The sequence below is a fragment of the Paracoccus sp. R86501 genome, from assembly GCF_042466435.1.
Lineage (GTDB): Bacteria > Pseudomonadota > Alphaproteobacteria > Rhodobacterales > Rhodobacteraceae > Paracoccus.
In genome coordinates, this window is record NZ_JAXHPZ010000001.1 from 994,653 (window position 1) to 1,011,290 (window position 16,638).

The 16,638-nt window shown below is 64.0% G+C and carries 15 protein-coding genes and 1 tRNA gene; 12 read left to right on the forward strand and 4 right to left on the reverse strand.

Annotation, left to right across the window (positions count from 1 at the left end; translation table 11 throughout):
* Positions 1-10: 10 nt before the first annotated feature.
* The 6 genes from SJY40_RS04905 (at position 11) to SJY40_RS04930 (ending at position 5,312) form a co-directional block, all read left to right on the forward strand.
* Complete coding sequence (locus tag SJY40_RS04905; RefSeq protein WP_378943396.1) at positions 11-1,645, forward strand: ABC transporter permease; 1,635 nt, start codon at positions 11-13, stop codon at positions 1,643-1,645.
* Positions 1,646-1,669: 24 nt separating this feature from the next.
* A tRNA-Thr gene (locus SJY40_RS04910) sits at positions 1,670-1,744 on the forward strand.
* 168 nt (positions 1,745-1,912) lie between these two features.
* Entirely contained in the window at positions 1,913-2,119 is a 207-nt protein-coding gene (locus SJY40_RS04915; RefSeq protein ID WP_378943398.1) for a cold-shock protein, read from the forward strand.
* 110 nt (positions 2,120-2,229) lie between these two features.
* Complete coding sequence (locus SJY40_RS04920) at positions 2,230-3,045, forward strand: YmdB family metallophosphoesterase (protein WP_378943400.1); 816 nt, start codon at positions 2,230-2,232, stop codon at positions 3,043-3,045.
* A gap of 136 nt (positions 3,046-3,181) precedes the next feature.
* Entirely contained in the window at positions 3,182-4,960 is a 1,779-nt protein-coding gene (locus SJY40_RS04925; RefSeq protein ID WP_378943402.1) for an SLC13 family permease, read from the forward strand.
* 124 nt (positions 4,961-5,084) lie between these two features.
* Complete coding sequence (locus SJY40_RS04930; RefSeq protein WP_378943404.1) at positions 5,085-5,312, forward strand: hypothetical protein; 228 nt, start codon at positions 5,085-5,087, stop codon at positions 5,310-5,312.
* Between the two features lie 67 nt (positions 5,313-5,379).
* Here the strand turns inward: SJY40_RS04930 and SJY40_RS04935 are convergent, their stop codons facing one another.
* Positions 5,380-7,140, reverse strand: coding sequence for an SLC13 family permease (locus tag SJY40_RS04935; RefSeq protein WP_378943406.1), 1,761 nt, complete (start codon positions 7,138-7,140; stop codon positions 5,380-5,382).
* Positions 7,141-7,296: 156 nt separating this feature from the next.
* On the opposite strand from SJY40_RS04935, the gene SJY40_RS04940 reads away from it, so the two are divergent.
* From SJY40_RS04940 to SJY40_RS04950, 3 genes are all read left to right on the forward strand, one after another.
* Positions 7,297-8,040: a YebC/PmpR family DNA-binding transcriptional regulator gene (locus tag SJY40_RS04940; RefSeq protein WP_378943408.1), complete on the forward strand. Its 744-nt coding sequence runs from the start codon at positions 7,297-7,299 to the stop codon at positions 8,038-8,040.
* Positions 8,041-8,120: 80 nt separating this feature from the next.
* Positions 8,121-8,714: a LysE/ArgO family amino acid transporter gene (locus SJY40_RS04945; protein ID WP_378943410.1), complete on the forward strand. Its 594-nt coding sequence runs from the start codon at positions 8,121-8,123 to the stop codon at positions 8,712-8,714.
* A gap of 18 nt (positions 8,715-8,732) precedes the next feature.
* A complete protein-coding gene (locus SJY40_RS04950; protein ID WP_378943412.1) occupies positions 8,733-9,671 on the forward strand; it encodes a DMT family transporter in 939 nt (312 codons plus the stop codon).
* A 58-nt stretch (positions 9,672-9,729) separates the two neighbouring features.
* Here SJY40_RS04950 and SJY40_RS04955 read toward each other — a convergent pair whose 3' ends face one another.
* Positions 9,730-10,623 carry a bifunctional allantoicase/(S)-ureidoglycine aminohydrolase gene (locus SJY40_RS04955; RefSeq protein WP_378943414.1) on the reverse strand — a complete coding sequence of 298 codons (894 nt, stop codon included), beginning with the start codon at positions 10,621-10,623 and terminating at the stop codon, positions 9,730-9,732.
* Positions 10,620-12,026: an allantoinase PuuE gene (gene puuE, locus SJY40_RS04960; protein ID WP_378943416.1), complete on the reverse strand. Its 1,407-nt coding sequence runs from the start codon at positions 12,024-12,026 to the stop codon at positions 10,620-10,622. The genes SJY40_RS04955 and puuE overlap by 4 nt, the downstream gene beginning before the upstream one ends.
* Before the next feature lie 220 nt (positions 12,027-12,246).
* Between puuE and SJY40_RS04965 the strand changes: the two genes are divergently transcribed.
* On the forward strand, positions 12,247-13,548 hold the full coding sequence (locus SJY40_RS04965) for an NCS2 family permease (protein WP_378943418.1): 1,302 nt from the start codon (positions 12,247-12,249) through the stop codon (positions 13,546-13,548).
* A gap of 18 nt (positions 13,549-13,566) precedes the next feature.
* Here the strand turns inward: SJY40_RS04965 and bhcR are convergent, their stop codons facing one another.
* Entirely contained in the window at positions 13,567-14,379 is an 813-nt protein-coding gene (gene bhcR, locus SJY40_RS04970; RefSeq protein WP_378943420.1) for an HTH-type transcriptional regulator BhcR, read from the reverse strand.
* A gap of 321 nt (positions 14,380-14,700) precedes the next feature.
* Here bhcR and SJY40_RS04975 point away from each other — a divergent pair, with 321 nt between their 5' ends.
* Positions 14,701-16,179 (forward strand): nucleobase:cation symporter-2 family protein, encoded by a 1,479-nt coding sequence (locus tag SJY40_RS04975; protein ID WP_378943422.1) that lies wholly within the window; start codon positions 14,701-14,703, stop codon positions 16,177-16,179.
* 105 nt (positions 16,180-16,284) lie between these two features.
* On the forward strand, positions 16,285-16,638 hold the full coding sequence (uraH, locus tag SJY40_RS04980; RefSeq protein WP_378943424.1) for a hydroxyisourate hydrolase: 354 nt from the start codon (positions 16,285-16,287) through the stop codon (positions 16,636-16,638).

The following is a 16,638-nucleotide window of genomic DNA, read 5'->3' on the forward strand; positions in this document are numbered from 1 at the left end:
GGGGGGTGGCATGGGCTGGTCCCTGGCTGCCGTCATCGTGGCAGCACTTGTGCTGATGCCGGTGCTGGCGGTGGTCTGGATCGCCGCCAATCCGACCGACAACATCTGGCCGCATCTGCTGTCGACTGTGATGCCGCGATACTTCGGCAATACGGTCATCCTGGCGGTGGGGACCGGGGCCTTGGCCGCGGCGATGGGGACGGGCTCGGCCTGGCTGGTCAGCATGTACGACTTTCCCGGGCGGCGTTGGCTGCAATGGCTGCTGCTGCTGCCCTTGGCGGTGCCTGCCTATATCGGCGCCTATGCGCTGGCGGATTTTCTGGACTACTCGGGTCCGGTGCAGATCGCGCTGCGGGGCTGGTTCGGGTGGGAAACCGCCCGCGACTACTGGTTCCCGCGCATCAGATCGCTGGAGGCGGCAGTGGTCGTCATGGCGGCGGCGCAGGCGCCCTATGTCTATCTGCTGACGCGCGCGGCGCTGCACGAACAATCGGGCAGCGCATATGAGGTCGCCCGTGCCCTTGGCACCGGCCCCTGGGGGCTGTTCCGCCGCGTGGGTCTGCCGCTGGCGCGGCCGGCAATCGTGGCGGGGTCCGCCATCGCCATGATGGAGGCCGTCGCCGATTACGGCGTCGTCAGCTATTTTGGCGTCCAGACCCTGAACACCGGCATCTTCACCACGTGGCTGGAACGCCGCAACGCCGGCGGGGCCGCGCAGATCGCCTGCGTCATCTTGCTGATCGTCGTCATTCTGGCGCTGTGGGAACGCTTTGGCCGCCGCAACGCCCGCTATCACCAAAGCGCCCGCCAGCCGCGCCCGATCCAGCGCCAGCGGTTGTCGCTGGTGCCGGGCTTGGGGGCGATGCTGGCCTGCATCCTGCCCTTCGCCATGGGGTTCGTCCTGCCGGTGGGCGTCATCCTGTCCTATGCGCTGGCCTATCCGCAGGGTTGGGTGTCGCCGGGCTTGGGCAAGGCCGCGTGGCACACGGTCAGTCTGGGCGCGATGGCGGCGCTGCTGACGGTGGGGATGGCGCTGATCATGGTCTATGGCACGCGGCTGTCGGGACGGGCGCTGCCGCGCCTGCTGCAGCCGGTGACGACGGTCGGCTATGCCGCGCCGGGGGCGGTGCTGGCGGTGGGCATCCTGATCCCGCTGGCGGCGCTGGACCACCGTCTGGCGGACGCATGGCTGGCGCTGACCGGCACCGATCCGGGACTGATGCTGACCGGCACGGGGGCGGCCATCGTCTTTGCCTATACCGTGCGGTTCTTTGCCATCGGACAGGGCGCCATCGATGGCGCCTTCACCCGCGTGCCGCCATCCTTGCCGATGGCTGCACGGTCGTTGGGTCGCGACAACGCGGGCGTCCTGCGCGATGTCTTCCTGCCGCTGATGCGCGGATCGGTGGGGGCGGCGCTGCTGCTGGTCTTCGTCGATTGCGTCAAGGAGCTGCCCGCTACCTTGCTGCTGCGGCCCTTCAATTACGAAACGCTGGCCACCCGCACCCATGAACGCGCCAGTCTGGAAGACCTGGGCAATGCTGCCCCCGCCGCCTTGGTGGTGATGGCCGTGGGGATCCTGGCCGTAGCGCTGCTGGCACGCACCAACCTGGGCGGTCGCAAGGATGACTTGCGCAAGCCGTGAACGCGCGATATTTGCAACGGGATTGCCGGCTTAGCTCAGTGGTAGAGCGTCTGATTTGTAATCAGGGGGTCGGGGGTTCAAATCCCTCAGCCGGCACCATCAATTTCGTAACAACCCTTGCCAGTCCGGCCAGTTTGCCCTATATGGTGCCTTGCTACGTTAAATTCTCTGCATCCTGTCTAGCTTCCGGCTTCAGTCTGCTTTGTTAATCTGACCAGCCGAGCCACTGCATACTGCGGGTGGCATATACTGACAGGAGATCTCACGATGGCCAACGGCACCGTGAAATGGTTCAACAGCACCAAAGGCTTCGGCTTCATTCAACCGGAAGGCGGCCGTCAGGACGTTTTCCTGCACATCTCCGCTCTTGAGCGCGCTGGTCTGTCGGCTCCCGCCGATGGCCAGAAGGTGACCTATGAGCTGGAGCGTGGCCGCGACGGTCGCGAGTTGGCAACGAACGTTCAGTTCGCCTGATCCATCCTTTGGATGCGATGTTTCGAAGGGCCGCCCATTCGGGTGGCCCTTTTTCTATTTCCGCGTCCCGGCTGCTTGAGGGTCGGACGCCTTTGGCATAGCACGGCAAAATGCGTATTCTGTTTCTAGGCGATGTAATGGGCCGCGCGGGCCGTCGGGCGATTTCCGAACGTCTGGCCGGTCTGCGGGCACGGTTGAAGGCCGACCTTGTGGTGGTCAACGCCGAAAACTCCAGCGGAGGGCGCGGGGCGACCGCCGGTCACGCGCAACTGCTGCTTGATTCGGGCGCCGATTGCCTGACGCTTGGCGATCACGCCTTCGATCAGAAGGATATGATGCCCTTCATCGAAAAAGACCCGCGGGTCATCCGCCCCCTGAATTTCGCCCGCGACGCTCCGGGCAGGGGCGCGACGATCATCAGCGATGCGCGCGGACGAAAGGCGCTGATCACCCAGGCCTTGGGTCAGGTCTTCATGTCGCGGCCCTATGATGATCCGTTCTCGGCGCTTGATGCAGTGCTGCGCGCCCATCCGCCGGGTGGCATGGTGCAGGCCGTTCTGGTTGATATCCACGCCGAGGCGACCAGCGAAAAGATGGCCATGGGCCATTACTGCGACGGGCGCGCCAGTCTGGTTGTGGGCACCCATACCCATGTGCCGACCGCCGATGCGCAGATCCTGCCGCGCGGGACGGCCTATCTGTCGGACGCCGGGATGTGCGGCGATTACGACAGCGTCATCGGCATGGAAAAGACCGAACCGATGCGCCGCTTCATCACCGGCATGCCCCGCGACCGCTTTACCCCCGCCGATGGCGAGGCGACGCTGTCGGGTGTGCTGGTCGAAACCGACGACAAGACCGGCATGGCCAAGGCCATCCATCCGGTGCGCGACGGTGGGCGGTTGGCGCAGACGCACCCCGCCTGACACCTGTGCCCGGCCCGCGGTCATCATGCCGCCGGCCGGGTGCCGCACCTGCGAAGACCGCTTGCGGGGCTTTGGTCTTCCGGCGCAATATGCCGCGAATGCGGGGCGCAGGGCCCGCGCAAGGAATGAGTTTTGAATGTTCGGATTTGAATTGACCGGGATGACCGGTGCGGTGGTGACGATCTTCATCATCATCGCCATGCTGACCTTGTTCATCCGAGAGACATATCCCCCGGAAGTCACGGCCATCATTGGTGCCGTGACCTTGCTGAGCCTTGGTATTCTGGATGTCAGCCATATTTCGGGCGTGCTGTCGAACGCGGCCCCTTGGACCATCGCCTTCATGTTCATCATCGTCGGCGGTCTGGTGCGAACCGGGGCGCTGGACTGGATCGGCCAGCGCGCTGCGCGTCATGCCGGTGCCCATCCGATCCTGACATTGGCATCGGTTTCGGTGCTGGTCTGCGCGATGTCGGCCTTCGTGAACAACACGCCTCTGGTCGTGGTGATGATGCCGATCTTCATGCAGCTGGCCAAGGAAATGGGGAAATCCCCCTCCAAGCTGTTGATCCCGTTGTCATATCTGTCGATCCTTGGCGGGACGATGACGCTTATCGGCACCTCGACCAACCTGCTGGTGGATGGCGTTGCCCGCGCATCCGGGATGGAGCATTTCACCATCTTCGAGATCACATGGGTCGGCTTCCCCATGGCCATCGTCGGCGTGACTTATCTGCTGATCTTCGCGCCGCGCCTGCTGCCCGACCGCGATTCGATGTCGCAGCTGTTGTCGGGCCGCAGCAAGATGAAATTCTTCACCGAGGTTGCCATTCCCGAAGGTTCGGCCCTGATCGGCAAGACGCTGGACGAGGTTGACATCTTCGCCCGCGACAGCGCCCGCGTCATCGACGTTCTGCGGGGCGATGCGTCCCTGCGCCGCGATCTGGCTGCCGTCCTGTTGGAGGAAGGCGACCGCGTCGTGTTGCGCACCCCCATGTCCGAGGTTCTGGGCCTGCAGACCCACAAGGAACTGCGGATGGTGGACAAGCTGTCCTCGGTCCAGACCTCGACCGTCGAGGTCCTGATCACGCCGGGCTGTCACATGGTCGGGCGCAGCCTCGGGTCGATGCGCCTGCGCCGACGTTATGGCGTTTATGTGCTGGCCGCCCACCGCAAGAACCAGAACATCGGCCGTCAGCTGGACGATCTGGTTGTGCGCGTCGGCGACACCCTGCTGCTGGAGGGCGCTTCGACCGACATCCAGCGTCTTGCCAGCGACATGGATATGGTCGAGGTCACCGCGCCCTCGGATCGCGCCTATCGCCGCCGTCATGCACCCATCGTCGTGGCCACGCTGGTCGGCGTCGTCGTCTTGTCCGCCTTCGAGGTCGCACCGATCCTTCTGCTGTCCTTCATCGGGGTGGCGGTCGTGCTGGGCACGCGCTGCATCGACGCCGATGAGGCGCTGTCCTTCGTCGATGGCCGCCTGATGGCGTTGATCTTTGCCATGCTGGCCGTAGGGGCAGGGCTGGAAAACAGCGGCGCGGTGCAACTGGTTGTCGATAAGGTCGCGCCCTGGCTGGCGACGCTGCCGCATTGGGCCTTGGTGCTGGCGGTCTATATGCTGGCGACCTCGCTGACGGAAACCGTGACGAACAACGCCGTTGCGGTCATCGTCACGCCCCTTGCGATCAGTCTGGGCAATTCGCTTGGCGTCGATCCGCGGCCCTTGGTGGTGGCGGTGATGATGGGGGCTTCGGCCAGTTTCGCCACGCCCATCGGCTATCAGACGAACACGCTGGTCTATGGTCCGGGCGGCTATCGCTTTGCCGACTTCATCAAGGTCGGCCTGCCGCTGAACCTGCTGATGGCCTTGGTGGCGTCCATGCTGATCCCGCTGATCTGGCCGCTTTGACGCCCCTGCGTAACCTTTCGCGGATCGCAATGCTGCCATGCAGCATCGTCGGTTGTGATCCGCGGCCGGAACGACGATCTATAGCCACAGGGGAGGAAACGACTTATTCGCAAGGAGTTTCCACATGGCGACTATCGCAACTGCCGGCCACAAGACCGCAGCATTTCCGACCAGCGCTCTGCTGGCTCCGTTCCGTGCCATCGGGCGCTTCATGGTCACATTGGCCGAAGCAAGCCCTCAGATGCGTTCGCTGAACAAGCTGAGCCAGCTGTCGGACGAAGAACTGGCCGCCAAAGGCGTGACCCGCGAAAGCGAGATCCGTCGTATTCTGGGCGGCGCTGCAGCGCTGTAATCCATTTGCGGCCCGACCGCAGACGTGTTTCGCGGCCCTTTCGGGGCCGCGTTTTGCGTTTCGGGGGTTATAATGGCCAGACGATCAGCAGCAAAGGCACGGATACCGCCATGACGATGATCTCCAGCGGCAGGCCCATCCGCCAGTAATCGCCAAAGCGATAATTGCCTGGCCCCAAGATCAGCGTGTTGTTCTGGTGCCCGATCGGCGTCAGGAAGGCGCAGGACGCAGCCACCGCCACCCCCATAAGAAAGGCATCGGGCTGGACGCCAAGCTGTTCGGCCAGACGGATGCTGACGGGGGCCGCGATGATGGTGGTGGCGTTGTTGTTCAGCACATCCGACAGCATCATCGTCGCCCCCATCAACAATACCAGCGCGATCCATGCGGGGTATCCTTGCGTCAGGCTGGCCAATCCTTGCGCGATCAGGGCCGAACCACCGGTCCGGTCCAGCGCAAGCCCAAGGGGGATCATTGATCCCAGCAGCACGATGACCGGCCAATCGACGTGGTCATACAGTTCATGCACCGACAGAACCCCGAACAGGGTATAGGCGATGATTACGCAACCAAGCGCGATCGGCATCGTCGTCACCCCAAGCGAAGCGGCCGCGACCGCCAATGCGAACAGTCCGACGGCGGCACGCATATGGCGTTCGCGCTGGACCGAGAGGCTGCCGCCATCGATGCGCAAGAGGCCCGTGGCGGCCAGCATATCCTCGATCCGGCTTTCGGGGACCAGCAACAGCAGCATGTCGCCCGATTGCAGCGTCTGGCGCGACAGGTCGCGGCGCTGTGCCAAGCCCTGACGGCGCATCCCGATCATCACGCTGTCATGGCGGTTCGTCAGACCGAACGACTGGACCGAACGGGCAGCGATAGCTGATGCGCGCGGCACAAGGCATTCGATCAGCTGCTGTCCTTCGGCATCCTTGCGGGCGCGCGGCTCCATTCGGCCATCGGGGAAGGCAAGGTTGTTGGTGGACCGGAATTCATCCAGCGCCTGCGGATCGGCGCGCAGGACGATGACATCGCCGTCGGTGATGGTCAGCCCGTCCAGATTGCCCGCAATGTCCTGCCCGTGGCGGCGCAATCCGACGATGCGGACGTTGGCCTTGGCGGCCTCGGCGCGGGCTTCGGCGATCAGGCGGGCGCTGGTCAGGCTGGCCTCGGTCACGACAAGGGTCGCGACATAGCGGCGCTGCGGGCCGTCCGCGTCGCTTGGACCGTCGTCCCGCGCGCCGGGGATCAGCCGCCAGCCCACCAGCCCGATAAAGGCGATGCCCGCCACGGCCACCGCACCGCCGACGGGCAGAAAGTCGAACATGCGATAAGGCTCGCCCAAGACATCGGCGCGGAAGCCGGAAACGATCAGGTTCGGCGGTGTCCCGATCAGCGTCAGCATGCCGCCAAGGATCGTCGCGAATGCTAGTGGCATCAGCGTCAGGCCGGTCTGGCGATTGGCCTTGCGGGCCGCCTGCAAATCGACGGGCATCAGCATGGCAAGGGCTGCGATGTTGTTCATGAAGCCCGACAGGATCCCGCCGACCGTGCCGAAGATCAGCACATGCGCCGTGGTTCCGCGTGGCCGCGATGCGATCAGCCGCGCCAGCCGCGCCACGGCGCCCGACCGGTTCAGACCCGCCGTCGCGATCAGCACCAGCGCCACGATTAGGGTCGTGGGGTTGCCAAAGCCCGAAAACGCATCCTCGGACGGGACGATCCCCATCAGGACCGCCGCCATCAGCCCCCCGAAGGCCACGAGGTCATATCGCCACCGCCCCCAGAGCATCAGCGCGATCATCAGGCCCAAAAGGGCGAAAAGCATTATCTGTTGGGGGGTCATGGGTGTCCTCGTGCTGGCCATCGTTCGGGCCGTCGCACCGAACGCTGCAGGTGGCATTCCGGTTCGCCTTGCGATGCACCCGTCCTGTGGACTAAAAGCACGCAAGATTTTCAATTGAATTGTGAAGGGCGACCCGACATGGCAGGTCATTCAAAATGGGCCAACATCCAGCATCGCAAGGGCCGGCAGGATGCTCAGCGCTCGAAGTTGTTCTCGAAGCTGGCCAAGGAAATCACCGTGGCCGCCAAAATGGGCGACCCCGATCCTGAAAAGAACCCGCGTCTGCGGATGGCCGTCAAGGAAGCCAAGTCGAAATCCGTCCCGAAGGATGTGATCGACCGCGCCATCAAGAAGTCGCAGGCCGGTGACGGCGACAATTACGACGAGATCCGCTACGAAGGCTACGGCCCCAACGGCATCGCGCTGCTGGTCGAGGCGATGACCGACAACCGCAACCGCACCGCGTCGAACGTCCGCAGCTATTTCACCAAGTCGGGCGGTGACATGGGTCAGACCGGCTCGGTCGCCTTCATGTTCGACCGTGTGGGTGAAATCATTTATGCGGCCAGCGTGGGCGACGCCGATACCGTCATGATGGCCGCCATCGAAGCCGGTGCCGACGACGTCCAGAGCGACGAGGAAGGCCATTGGATCTATTGCGCCGACACCGATCTGAACGAAGTCGCCACCGCACTTGAGGCCACCTTGGGCGAATCCGAGACCGCCAAGCTGATCTGGAAGCCGCAGGCCCCGACCGAGATCACCGACGTGGAAACCGCCCAGAAGCTGATGAAGCTGATCGACACGCTGGAAGATGACGACGACGTCCAGAACGTCATCGGCAACTTCGACCTCTCCGAGGATGTCGCGGCCAGCCTGTAAGGTCTTGCCGCATTTCGATGACACAGGGGGTCGCCGGGCAGCAGGGCTGCACCGGCGACCTTTCACGACGGGGGATGGACATGCTGTCATATCTGGCGGGGCTGGGAACCGGGCTGTCGTTGATCCTGGCGATCGGGGCGCAGAACGCCTTTGTCCTGAAGCAGGGGATCCTGCGGCAGCATGTCTTTGCCATCTGCCTGTTCTGTGCGCTGTCCGACGCGTTGCTGATCGTGCTGGGCGTCGCGGGCATGGCGACAGCGGGGCTGCGTTGGCCGTGGCTGTTCGAGGCGATGCGTTGGGGCGGCGTGGTCTTTCTGGTCGTCTATGGCCTGCGGGCGTTCCGTGCGGCGTGGCGTGGCGGAGAGGCCTTGCGCCCCGAGGGCCAGATGCGCGGGCTGGGGGCATCGCTGGCCACCATCGCGGCGCTGACATGGCTGAACCCACACGTCTGGCTGGATACTGTGGTGCTGCTGGGGGCGATCTCGTCGCAATGGCCGATGCCGGGGGTTTTCGGGGCAGGGGCGGTGACGGGGTCGTTCCTTTTCTTCTTTTCACTGGGCTATGGCGCCCGCCTGCTGGAGCCGCTGTTTCGCAAACCCGTCGCCTGGCAGTGGCTGGAGGTCGGGGTAGGCTGTGTCATGTGGGCCATCGCGCTGCGGCTTGCATTCAACTAAGGCGGCATGACGCTTGCCATGTCGCCGGAAAGGCTGCAGGTGCAGATCATGCAAAACGTGAACACCACCTCGCGGGACATGATCGGGATCGGCTGGATGCTGGTCACGGGGCTGTGCTTTGTCGGCGTCAACACCATCGTTCGGGGGTTGGACGGGGCACTGCCCGCCGCTCAGGCGGCCTTCATCCGCTTCGTGATCGGGGTGGTTTTTCTGATGCCGGTCGTCTGGCCCGCCCTGCGACGCGGATTTACCCCGCAGGTCTGGGGCATGTTCGCCCTGCGCGGGGGCCTGCATGTGGTGGCGGTCGTGGCATGGTTCTTTGCCATGTCGCGCATCACCATTGCCGAAGTCACGGCCATCGGCTTTTTGAACCCTATCATCGTGACCATCGGCGCCGCCCTGTTCATGCGCGAAAAGCTGGCCGCACGCCGGATTGCCGCCATCACGGTGGCGCTGCTGGGGGCGCTGATCGTGCTGCGCCCGGGGCTGAGGGCGCTGGATGCGGGGCATCTGTCGCAGGTGATGGCCTCGGTCGCGTTCGGGTCATCCTATCTGGTGGCCAAGCGACTGTCGGAACGGGTCCCGGCATCCGTGGTGGTGGCGATGATGTCGCTGACGGTGGCGGTGGGGTTGGCTCCGCTGGCATGGGCGCAATGGGTGACGCCGACATGGGGGCAGGTGGGCTGGCTGGGACTGGTCGCGGTCTTTGCCACGGCCGGGCATTATACCATGACGCGGGCCTTTGCGGCCGCGCCCCTGACGGTCACGCAGCCGGTGACCTTCCTGCAGCTGGTCTGGGCAAGCCTGATCGGGGTTCTGGTCTTTGCCGAACCTCTGGACGGATGGGTCATTCTGGGCGGTGGCCTGATGATCGGGGCGATCAGCTATATTACCTGGCGCGAGGCGCGGTTGCGTGCGCGGACGAAAACGCCTGTCGTCAGCGCAACGAAGCTTTGATTGCGTCCCGCGATGGCCGGGGGTGCTGCGCGCCCCCCGGACCCCCTGCTGTCGGGTCTCAGCGATTGCCCCAAAGCGGCGCGTGACGGTTGACGTCCTTATAGAGCAGATAGCGGAACGGGCCGGGTCCGCCAGCATAGCAGGCCTGAGGGCAGAAGGCGCGCAGCCACATGTAGTCGCCGGGGCCGACCTCGACCCAGTCACGGTTCAGACGATAGACGGCCTTCCCCTCAAGCACATAGAGCCCGTGTTCCATCACATGGGTTTCCGCAAAAGGGATCGAGCCACCGGGTTTGAACGTCACGACGGTGATATGCATGTCGTGGCGCAGATCGGCGGGGTCCATAAAGCGCGTCGTGCCCCATGCGCCGTCAGTGTCGGGCATCAGGGATGGCGCGATGTGCTGTTCCTGCACCACGATGGGATCGGGCTTGGAGACTCCGACGGCAGGTTGCCAGCGCTTGCGCCACCAGTGGAAGCCCGCGGGACCTGCGGTGCGGTTCCAGATCTTCCACGGCGTTCCCGGTGGGACATAGGCGAAGGCACCGGGCGTCAGCTGATGATCGGTGCCGTCGATGGTGATCTGCAGATCGCCGCCGGTGACGAAGATGGCGTGCTGGATTTCAGCGTCGTCATCGGGCGTGTCGGTGCCACCATGTTCGGCCAGTTCGACGATATACTGGCTGAAGGTTTCGGCGAAACCGGTCAAGGGGCGGGCCAGCATCCACATCCGCATACCCGTCCAGCCCGGCAGATAGCTGGTGACGATGTCGCGCATCACCGTGCGGGGAATGACGGCATAGGCGTCGGTGAAGACTGCCGTATCGGTCGTCATCCCGGTCTGGGGCGGCAGGCCGGCGACGGGGCCCGCGTATGGGATGCGCTGCGCGGGTTCGGGCGGCAGCTGAGCGATGTCGCCGGTGGGGGCGCCTTTGGGGGGCTGGTCGGTCATGTCAGGGCCTCTTTCAGGCGAAGTTCGGCGATGCGGATGACTTGCGCCTCGGCTGTCGCGCGTTCGGTGGGGGTGTCGTTATCGACGCGGGCCTGCATGGCAGACAGGATGCCCGCCTTGTCATGGTCGCGGACGGCGATGATGAAGGGAAAGCCGTGCTTGGCGACATAGGCGTCGTTCAATGCGGTGAAATCGGCACGTTCGGCATCGGTCAGGGCGTCCAGACCGGCGCTGGCCTGTTCGGCGCTGCTGTCGGCGGTCAGGCGTTTGGCTAGCGCCAGCTTACCGGCCAGATCGGGGTGGGCGGTCAGCACGCCAAGGCGTTCTTCATCGCTGGCGGCGCGGAAGAATTGCGCCATCCGGCCCGACAGACCCACGGCGCTGTCATGCACCGCGCCCATTTCGGCCTCCCAGACCCGTTCGGCGATGAAGGGCGAGTGTTCATAGATGCCGCCAAAGCGGGCCACGAAATCATCACGCGTCATTTCAGAGGGGCGGGTGCGGGGCTGATAGGGATGGGTGTCGGCCCAGTGGCGGGCGATGTCCAGACGGCTGGCGAACCAGACGCCGTCATGCGCGCGGCAGTGGTCCAGAAACTGCTGGATGGCCTTGGCACGACCGGGGCGGCCTGCAAGGCGACAGTGCAGACCAATGGACATCATCTTGGGCGCGCCGGCTGCACCTTCGGCGTAAAGCACGTCGAAGCTGTCGCGCAAATAGTCGAAGAATTCCTGCCCCGTGCCGAACCCCTGACCGCTGGAAAAGCGCATGTCATTGGCATCCATCGTATAGGGCACCATCAGCTGAGGCTTGCCCTTGTGGACGTGCCAATAGGGCAGGTCGTCGGCGATGGTATCGGCCAGATAGGCAAAGCCACCTTCCTCGCACCCCAGCGGCACCGTATTCATCGAGGTGCGACCCTGATAGAAGCCATAGGGACGTTCGCCCGTCACCTGCGTGTGCAAGCGGATGGCTTGGGCAATGTGGTCGGCTTCGGTTTCGGCGGGGATGTTGCGATAGTCGATCCATTTCAGCCCGTGGGTCGCAATCTCCCATTTGGCGGCCTTCATGGCGGCGACCTGTTCGGGGCTGCGTTCCAGCGCGGTGGCGACGCCATAGACGGTGACGGGAATATCCTTCAGCAGCCGGTGCAGCCGCCAGAAGCCCGACCGCGCGCCATAGTCATAGATGGATTCCATGTTCCAGTGCCGCTGACCCTGCCATGGCTGCGCGCCGATGATCTCGGACAGGAAGGCCTCGGATGCGGCATCGCCATGCTCGATGCTGTTTTCGCCGCCCTCTTCGTAATTGACGACGAACTGGACGGCGATCTTGGCACCACCCGGCCATTGCGGGTCCGGTGTGGTTTCGCCATATCCTGACAGATCGCGGCTGTAGCGCATGAAATCCTCCGGGCTGATTGTCGTTACGTCACAAGACCCTGACGCGCCCGCGCGGGCAAGCCGACAGATGTGGAATTCTGTATCAAGGATTCGGCAAAGATCGTGGGGGCTTTCAAAATCGCGTTGAAAGACTTACGGGCAGGGGACAATTGCGACCGCCTGACGCAGCCCCCAAGCTGCGCCCCGATAGGCGGCCGTCAGAGCCGTATCAGGGGGAAACATGGAACGCTTTTTCAAGCTGTCTGACAAGGGCAGCACCGTCAGGACCGAGGTGATCGCAGGGATCACCACATTCCTGACCATGGCCTATATCATCTTCGTCAATCCCGACATTCTGTCAACCACGGGCATGGACCGCGACGCGGTCTTCGTGGCGACATGCCTTGCCGCAGCTGTCGGGTCGCTGATCATGGGGCTGTGGGCGAACTGGCCCATCGGCATGGCACCCGGCATGGGGCTGAACGCGTTCTTCGCCTTCACCGTCGTGGGCGTCATGGGCTTTTCGTGGCAACAGGCGCTGGGCGCGGTTTTCATCAGCGGGATCATCTTCCTGTTCCTGTCGATCACCGGCATCCGCAGCTGGCTGATCGCGGGCATTCCCGCATCCATGCGCAGTGCGATCGCGGCAGGCATCGGGCTGTTTCTGGCGATCATCGCGATGAAATCATCGGGCCTGATAGTGGCGAACCCTGACACGCTGGTGGCGCTGGGCGATCTGACCGCGACGGGGACGTTGCTGACGATTGCCGGTTTTTTCATCATCGTGGCGCTGGATGCGATGAAGGTGACGGGCGCGATCCTGATCGGAATTCTGGTCGTCACTGTCGCGGCCATCGCACTGGGCGTCAGCCAGTTTGGCGGCGTGGTGTCGATGCCGCCTTCGGTCGCGCCGACGTTCCTGCAACTGGATGTGATGGGCGCGCTGACCTATGGCATCTTTCAGGTCGTGCTGGTGATGGTGCTAGTCGAGGTGTTCGATGCCACTGGCACCCTGATCGGCGTTGCCAAACGCGCGGGCCTGCTGGGTGATGGCGACACCCATGAAAACAGCAACCTCGGTCGGGCGCTGATGGCGGATTCCACCGCCATCACGGCGGGTTCGTTGCTCGGGACGTCGTCGACGACGGCCTATGTCGAAAGCGCCTCGGGCGTGCAGGCAGGCGGACGCACGGGTCTGACGGCGGTCGTCGTCGGCGTGATGTTCCTGCTGGCGATGTTCTTTGCGCCGCTGGCCGGGTCGGTTCCTGCCTATGCCACGGCACCGGCGCTGCTGTATGTCGCCACGCTGATGCTGCGCGAACTGGCCGAGATTGATTGGGATGACGTGACCGAGGCCGCACCGGCCGTCCTGACCGCCATCGCCATGCCCTTCACCTATTCCATCGCCAACGGTCTGGCCTTTGGTTTCATCAGCTACGCGCTGATCAAGCTGCTAACGGGCCGTGCGCGGCAGGTGCATGCGGCGACCTGGGTGATCGCGGCGCTGTTTGTCTTCAAATACGCCTTCTTCGGCGGCCATTAAGTCAACGGGCAGGCGCGATCACTGGGTCGCGCCGCCCATCGCCTCGGTCAGGGATGCGGCTGCGGCGGCGACCACCGCGCCCAGCGTCTTGACGTGTTCGGACCCGATCCGATGCGTCGGCCCGCTGACCGAGATACCTGCGATCGCCTCTCCTGACAGATCGAAGACGGGGGCGGCGATGCAACGCATGCCGCGGGTCTTTTCCTCATCATCGAAGGAAAATCCGCGATGCCGGATGCGGGACATGTCGGCTTGCAGATCATCGGGGTCGGCAAGCGTCTTGTCGGTGAAACGCTCAAGCTCGCCTGACTGCACAAGTCCATTGAAGATATCATCGCGCCCGAAGGCCAGTAGCGCCTTACCAATCCCCGAGGCATGCAGCGGCGAGCGTGTGCCGGGCGGGAAGAAGGCGCGGATGGTTTCCTGCGTTTCGGCCTGACTGACGAACAGCACGTGGTTGCCTTGCAGGATGCCAAGGTTCGCGGTTTCGCCCGTGTGCTCCATCAGTCCGCGCAGGATCGGACGGGCGCGTTCGACGATGCCCGACCGCCGCATGAAGGCCGAGCCCAGACGGAAGGTGGCGGGGCCGATGTTCCACGCCTGTGTGGTCGGATCGCTTTCGACCATTCCCCGCTGCGCCAATGTGTGCAGGACGCGGTGCACGGTCGATGGCGGCTGCCCCGCCTGTTCGGCGATCTCGCTGAGGGTCAGCCCCGACCGTAGGGCCAGCAGGTCCAGCAGGTCCAGCGCGCGGTCCAGTGCCTGCACGGTGCCCGGTGCCTCGGGCTGCGATTTTCTGGGGCGGCCCCGGCGGCGGATCGGATCGGCCATTTTCTAAGCTCCGTTAAGAATGCATGTCGCGCGGCGCGAAAATCCGCAGATGCGGGTGGAAAATGCAAGGTGCTGACCTTGCTGCGCTTTTCGCCTTCTTCCACGATGCGGATGAATTTTCCAGAAAAATGGCGCGACTGCGGGGCGAATGCTAGCCTTTTCTTGCGCCGAGGAGGGCGCGACCACATCACGTCAGGTCAGCCGGTTTGCATATTCTGCAGGCAATACCGGTATCTGCCTGTCCCTTGGCACGAAATCCGTTTTCCGCGCCAAGGACCGGGCGCAGACTTGTCGCGACATTCTGCCAGAGGGGGCGATCACATGACCGAAACAACGGGCGCGGCCGGGGTCCATCCCGTCGATGAACGTTTGCCGACACCCAAGCTGATCACGCTTGGGTTCCAGCATGTGCTGGTGATGTATGCGGGTGCGATCGCCGTACCGCTGATCGTGGGCCGCGCGCTGCAACTGTCCCCGACCGAGGTGGCCTTCCTGATCTCGGCCGATCTGTTCGTCTGCGGCATCGCCACCCTGATCCAGAGCCTTGGCGCCACCCAATATTTCGGCATCAAGCTGCCCGTGATGATGGGCGTCACCTTTGCCGCCGTCGGCCCGATGGTGGCCATCGCCTCGGGGAACCCCGGTGCGGATGGGGCAAGGGCGCTGTTCGGCGCCATCATCGCGGCGGGTCTGATCGCGATCTTGCTGGCGCCGGTGATCAGCCGGATGCTGCGGTTCTTCCCGCCAGTTGTGACCGGCACGGTCATTCTGGCCATCGGGATCAGTCTGATGCCCATCGGCATCAATTGGATCTTCGGCCTGCAGGTCGGCCCGACCGCGCCCAAGCTGGTCGATCCCGCGCAGGCCGCCTGGTTGCAGGACGCGATTGCCGCCGGCGGCGTCCCCGAGGGCGTGCGTCTGGCCCCCACCGTCGCGAACCCGCTTTACGCGGCGGGCGGCAATATCGCCATTGCGGCGCTGGTGCTGGGCACCATCCTGCTGGTGTCGCGCTTTGCCAGCGGCTTCATCGCCAATATCGCGGTGCTGATCGGTATCGCGGTCGGTGGCATCACAGCCGCCGTGCTGGGGATGATGCATTTCGACCGCGTGGCCGATGCGCAATGGTTCGCGTTGATCACGCCCTTCCATTTCGGCCTGCCGACTTTCGATCTGGTGATGGTGCTGACCATGGTGCTGGTGATGATCGTCGTGATGATCGAATCCACCGGCATGTTCCTTGCCCTGTCCGAGATGTGCGCAAAGCCCGTTTCCCAGAAGCAACTGGCCGCGGGTCTGCGCGCCGATGGTCTGGGAACGATGCTGGGCGGAATCTTCAACACTTTCCCTTATACCTCGTTCAGCCAGAATGTCGGGTTGGTGGGCGTCACGGGCGTTCGGTCGCGCTTTGTCTGTGTGGCGGGCGGCGTCATCATGATCGTACTGGGGCTGATCCCCAAGATGGGCGCGCTGGTGGAAAGCCTGCCGACCACGGTTCTGGGTGGGGCAGGTCTGGTCATGTTCGGCATGGTCGCGGCCACCGGCGTGCGGATTCTGTCGCGGGTCGATTTTACCAATAATCGCCATAACCTGTTCGTCGTGGCCATCAGCATCGGCATGGCGATGATCCCGGTGGTCGCCCCCGATTTCAAGCAGTGGATGCCGCATGCGATCCACCCGCTGATCCATTCGGGCATCCTGCTGGCGGCGATCAGCGCGGTGTTGCTGAACTGGTTCTATAACGGTGCGCCCCAGCCCGATCAGGACGAACTGCGCGCGGCGGGCAAGCTGGCCGATCACTGAGGCCGATTATACATGAAATCTAAAGACTGCCTTGCGCGCGTTTCACCTCGCGCGCAGGCAGGGATCGGTTATCAAGAAACCAAGCATAATCAGCAGAGGGACGAGATGACAGGTTATCTGACCACCCATGTTCTGGATACGGCCCGTGGCCAACCCGCCCGCGGCATGACGGTGGTTCTGTTCCGCCTGCAAGGCAGCGCGCGAACCGAAATCGCCCGCCTTGTCACCAATGAGGATGGCCGGACCGACAGCCAGATCCTGCCTCAGGGCGATTTCGCCACCGGCATGTACGAACTGGAATTCCATGCAGGCGACTGGATGGATGCGACCGGCATCCCGCCCGAAAGCCCGCGTTTTCTGGACATTATCCCCATCCGTTTCGGCATGTCGCAGCAGGACCACTATCATGTGCCGCTGCTGATCTCGCCCTTCGGCTATTCGACCTACAGGGGCAGCTGA

What these genes read in the sequence shown, in the direction of transcription:
- SJY40_RS04905 (WP_378943396.1), top strand. Translation starts at nt 11, where the DNA reads ATGGGCTGGTCCCTGGCTGCCGTCATCGTGGCAGCACTTGTGCTGATG.
- SJY40_RS04915 (WP_378943398.1), top strand. Translation starts at nt 1,913, where the DNA reads ATGGCCAACGGCACCGTGAAATGGTTCAACAGCACCAAAGGCTTCGGC.
- SJY40_RS04920 (WP_378943400.1), top strand. Translation starts at nt 2,230, where the DNA reads ATGCGTATTCTGTTTCTAGGCGATGTAATGGGCCGCGCGGGCCGTCGG.
- SJY40_RS04925 (WP_378943402.1), top strand. Translation starts at nt 3,182, where the DNA reads ATGTTCGGATTTGAATTGACCGGGATGACCGGTGCGGTGGTGACGATC.
- SJY40_RS04930 (WP_378943404.1), top strand. Translation starts at nt 5,085, where the DNA reads ATGGCGACTATCGCAACTGCCGGCCACAAGACCGCAGCATTTCCGACC.
- SJY40_RS04935 (WP_378943406.1), bottom strand. Translation starts at nt 7,140, where the DNA reads ATGCTTTTCGCCCTTTTGGGCCTGATGATCGCGCTGATGCTCTGGGGG.
- SJY40_RS04940 (WP_378943408.1), top strand. Translation starts at nt 7,297, where the DNA reads ATGGCAGGTCATTCAAAATGGGCCAACATCCAGCATCGCAAGGGCCGG.
- SJY40_RS04945 (WP_378943410.1), top strand. Translation starts at nt 8,121, where the DNA reads ATGCTGTCATATCTGGCGGGGCTGGGAACCGGGCTGTCGTTGATCCTG.
- SJY40_RS04950 (WP_378943412.1), top strand. Translation starts at nt 8,733, where the DNA reads ATGTCGCCGGAAAGGCTGCAGGTGCAGATCATGCAAAACGTGAACACC.
- SJY40_RS04955 (WP_378943414.1), bottom strand. Translation starts at nt 10,623, where the DNA reads ATGACCGACCAGCCCCCCAAAGGCGCCCCCACCGGCGACATCGCTCAG.
- puuE (WP_378943416.1), bottom strand. Translation starts at nt 12,026, where the DNA reads ATGCGCTACAGCCGCGATCTGTCAGGATATGGCGAAACCACACCGGAC.
- SJY40_RS04965 (WP_378943418.1), top strand. Translation starts at nt 12,247, where the DNA reads ATGGAACGCTTTTTCAAGCTGTCTGACAAGGGCAGCACCGTCAGGACC.
- bhcR (WP_378943420.1), bottom strand. Translation starts at nt 14,379, where the DNA reads ATGGCCGATCCGATCCGCCGCCGGGGCCGCCCCAGAAAATCGCAGCCC.
- SJY40_RS04975 (WP_378943422.1), top strand. Translation starts at nt 14,701, where the DNA reads ATGACCGAAACAACGGGCGCGGCCGGGGTCCATCCCGTCGATGAACGT.
- uraH (WP_378943424.1), top strand. Translation starts at nt 16,285, where the DNA reads ATGACAGGTTATCTGACCACCCATGTTCTGGATACGGCCCGTGGCCAA.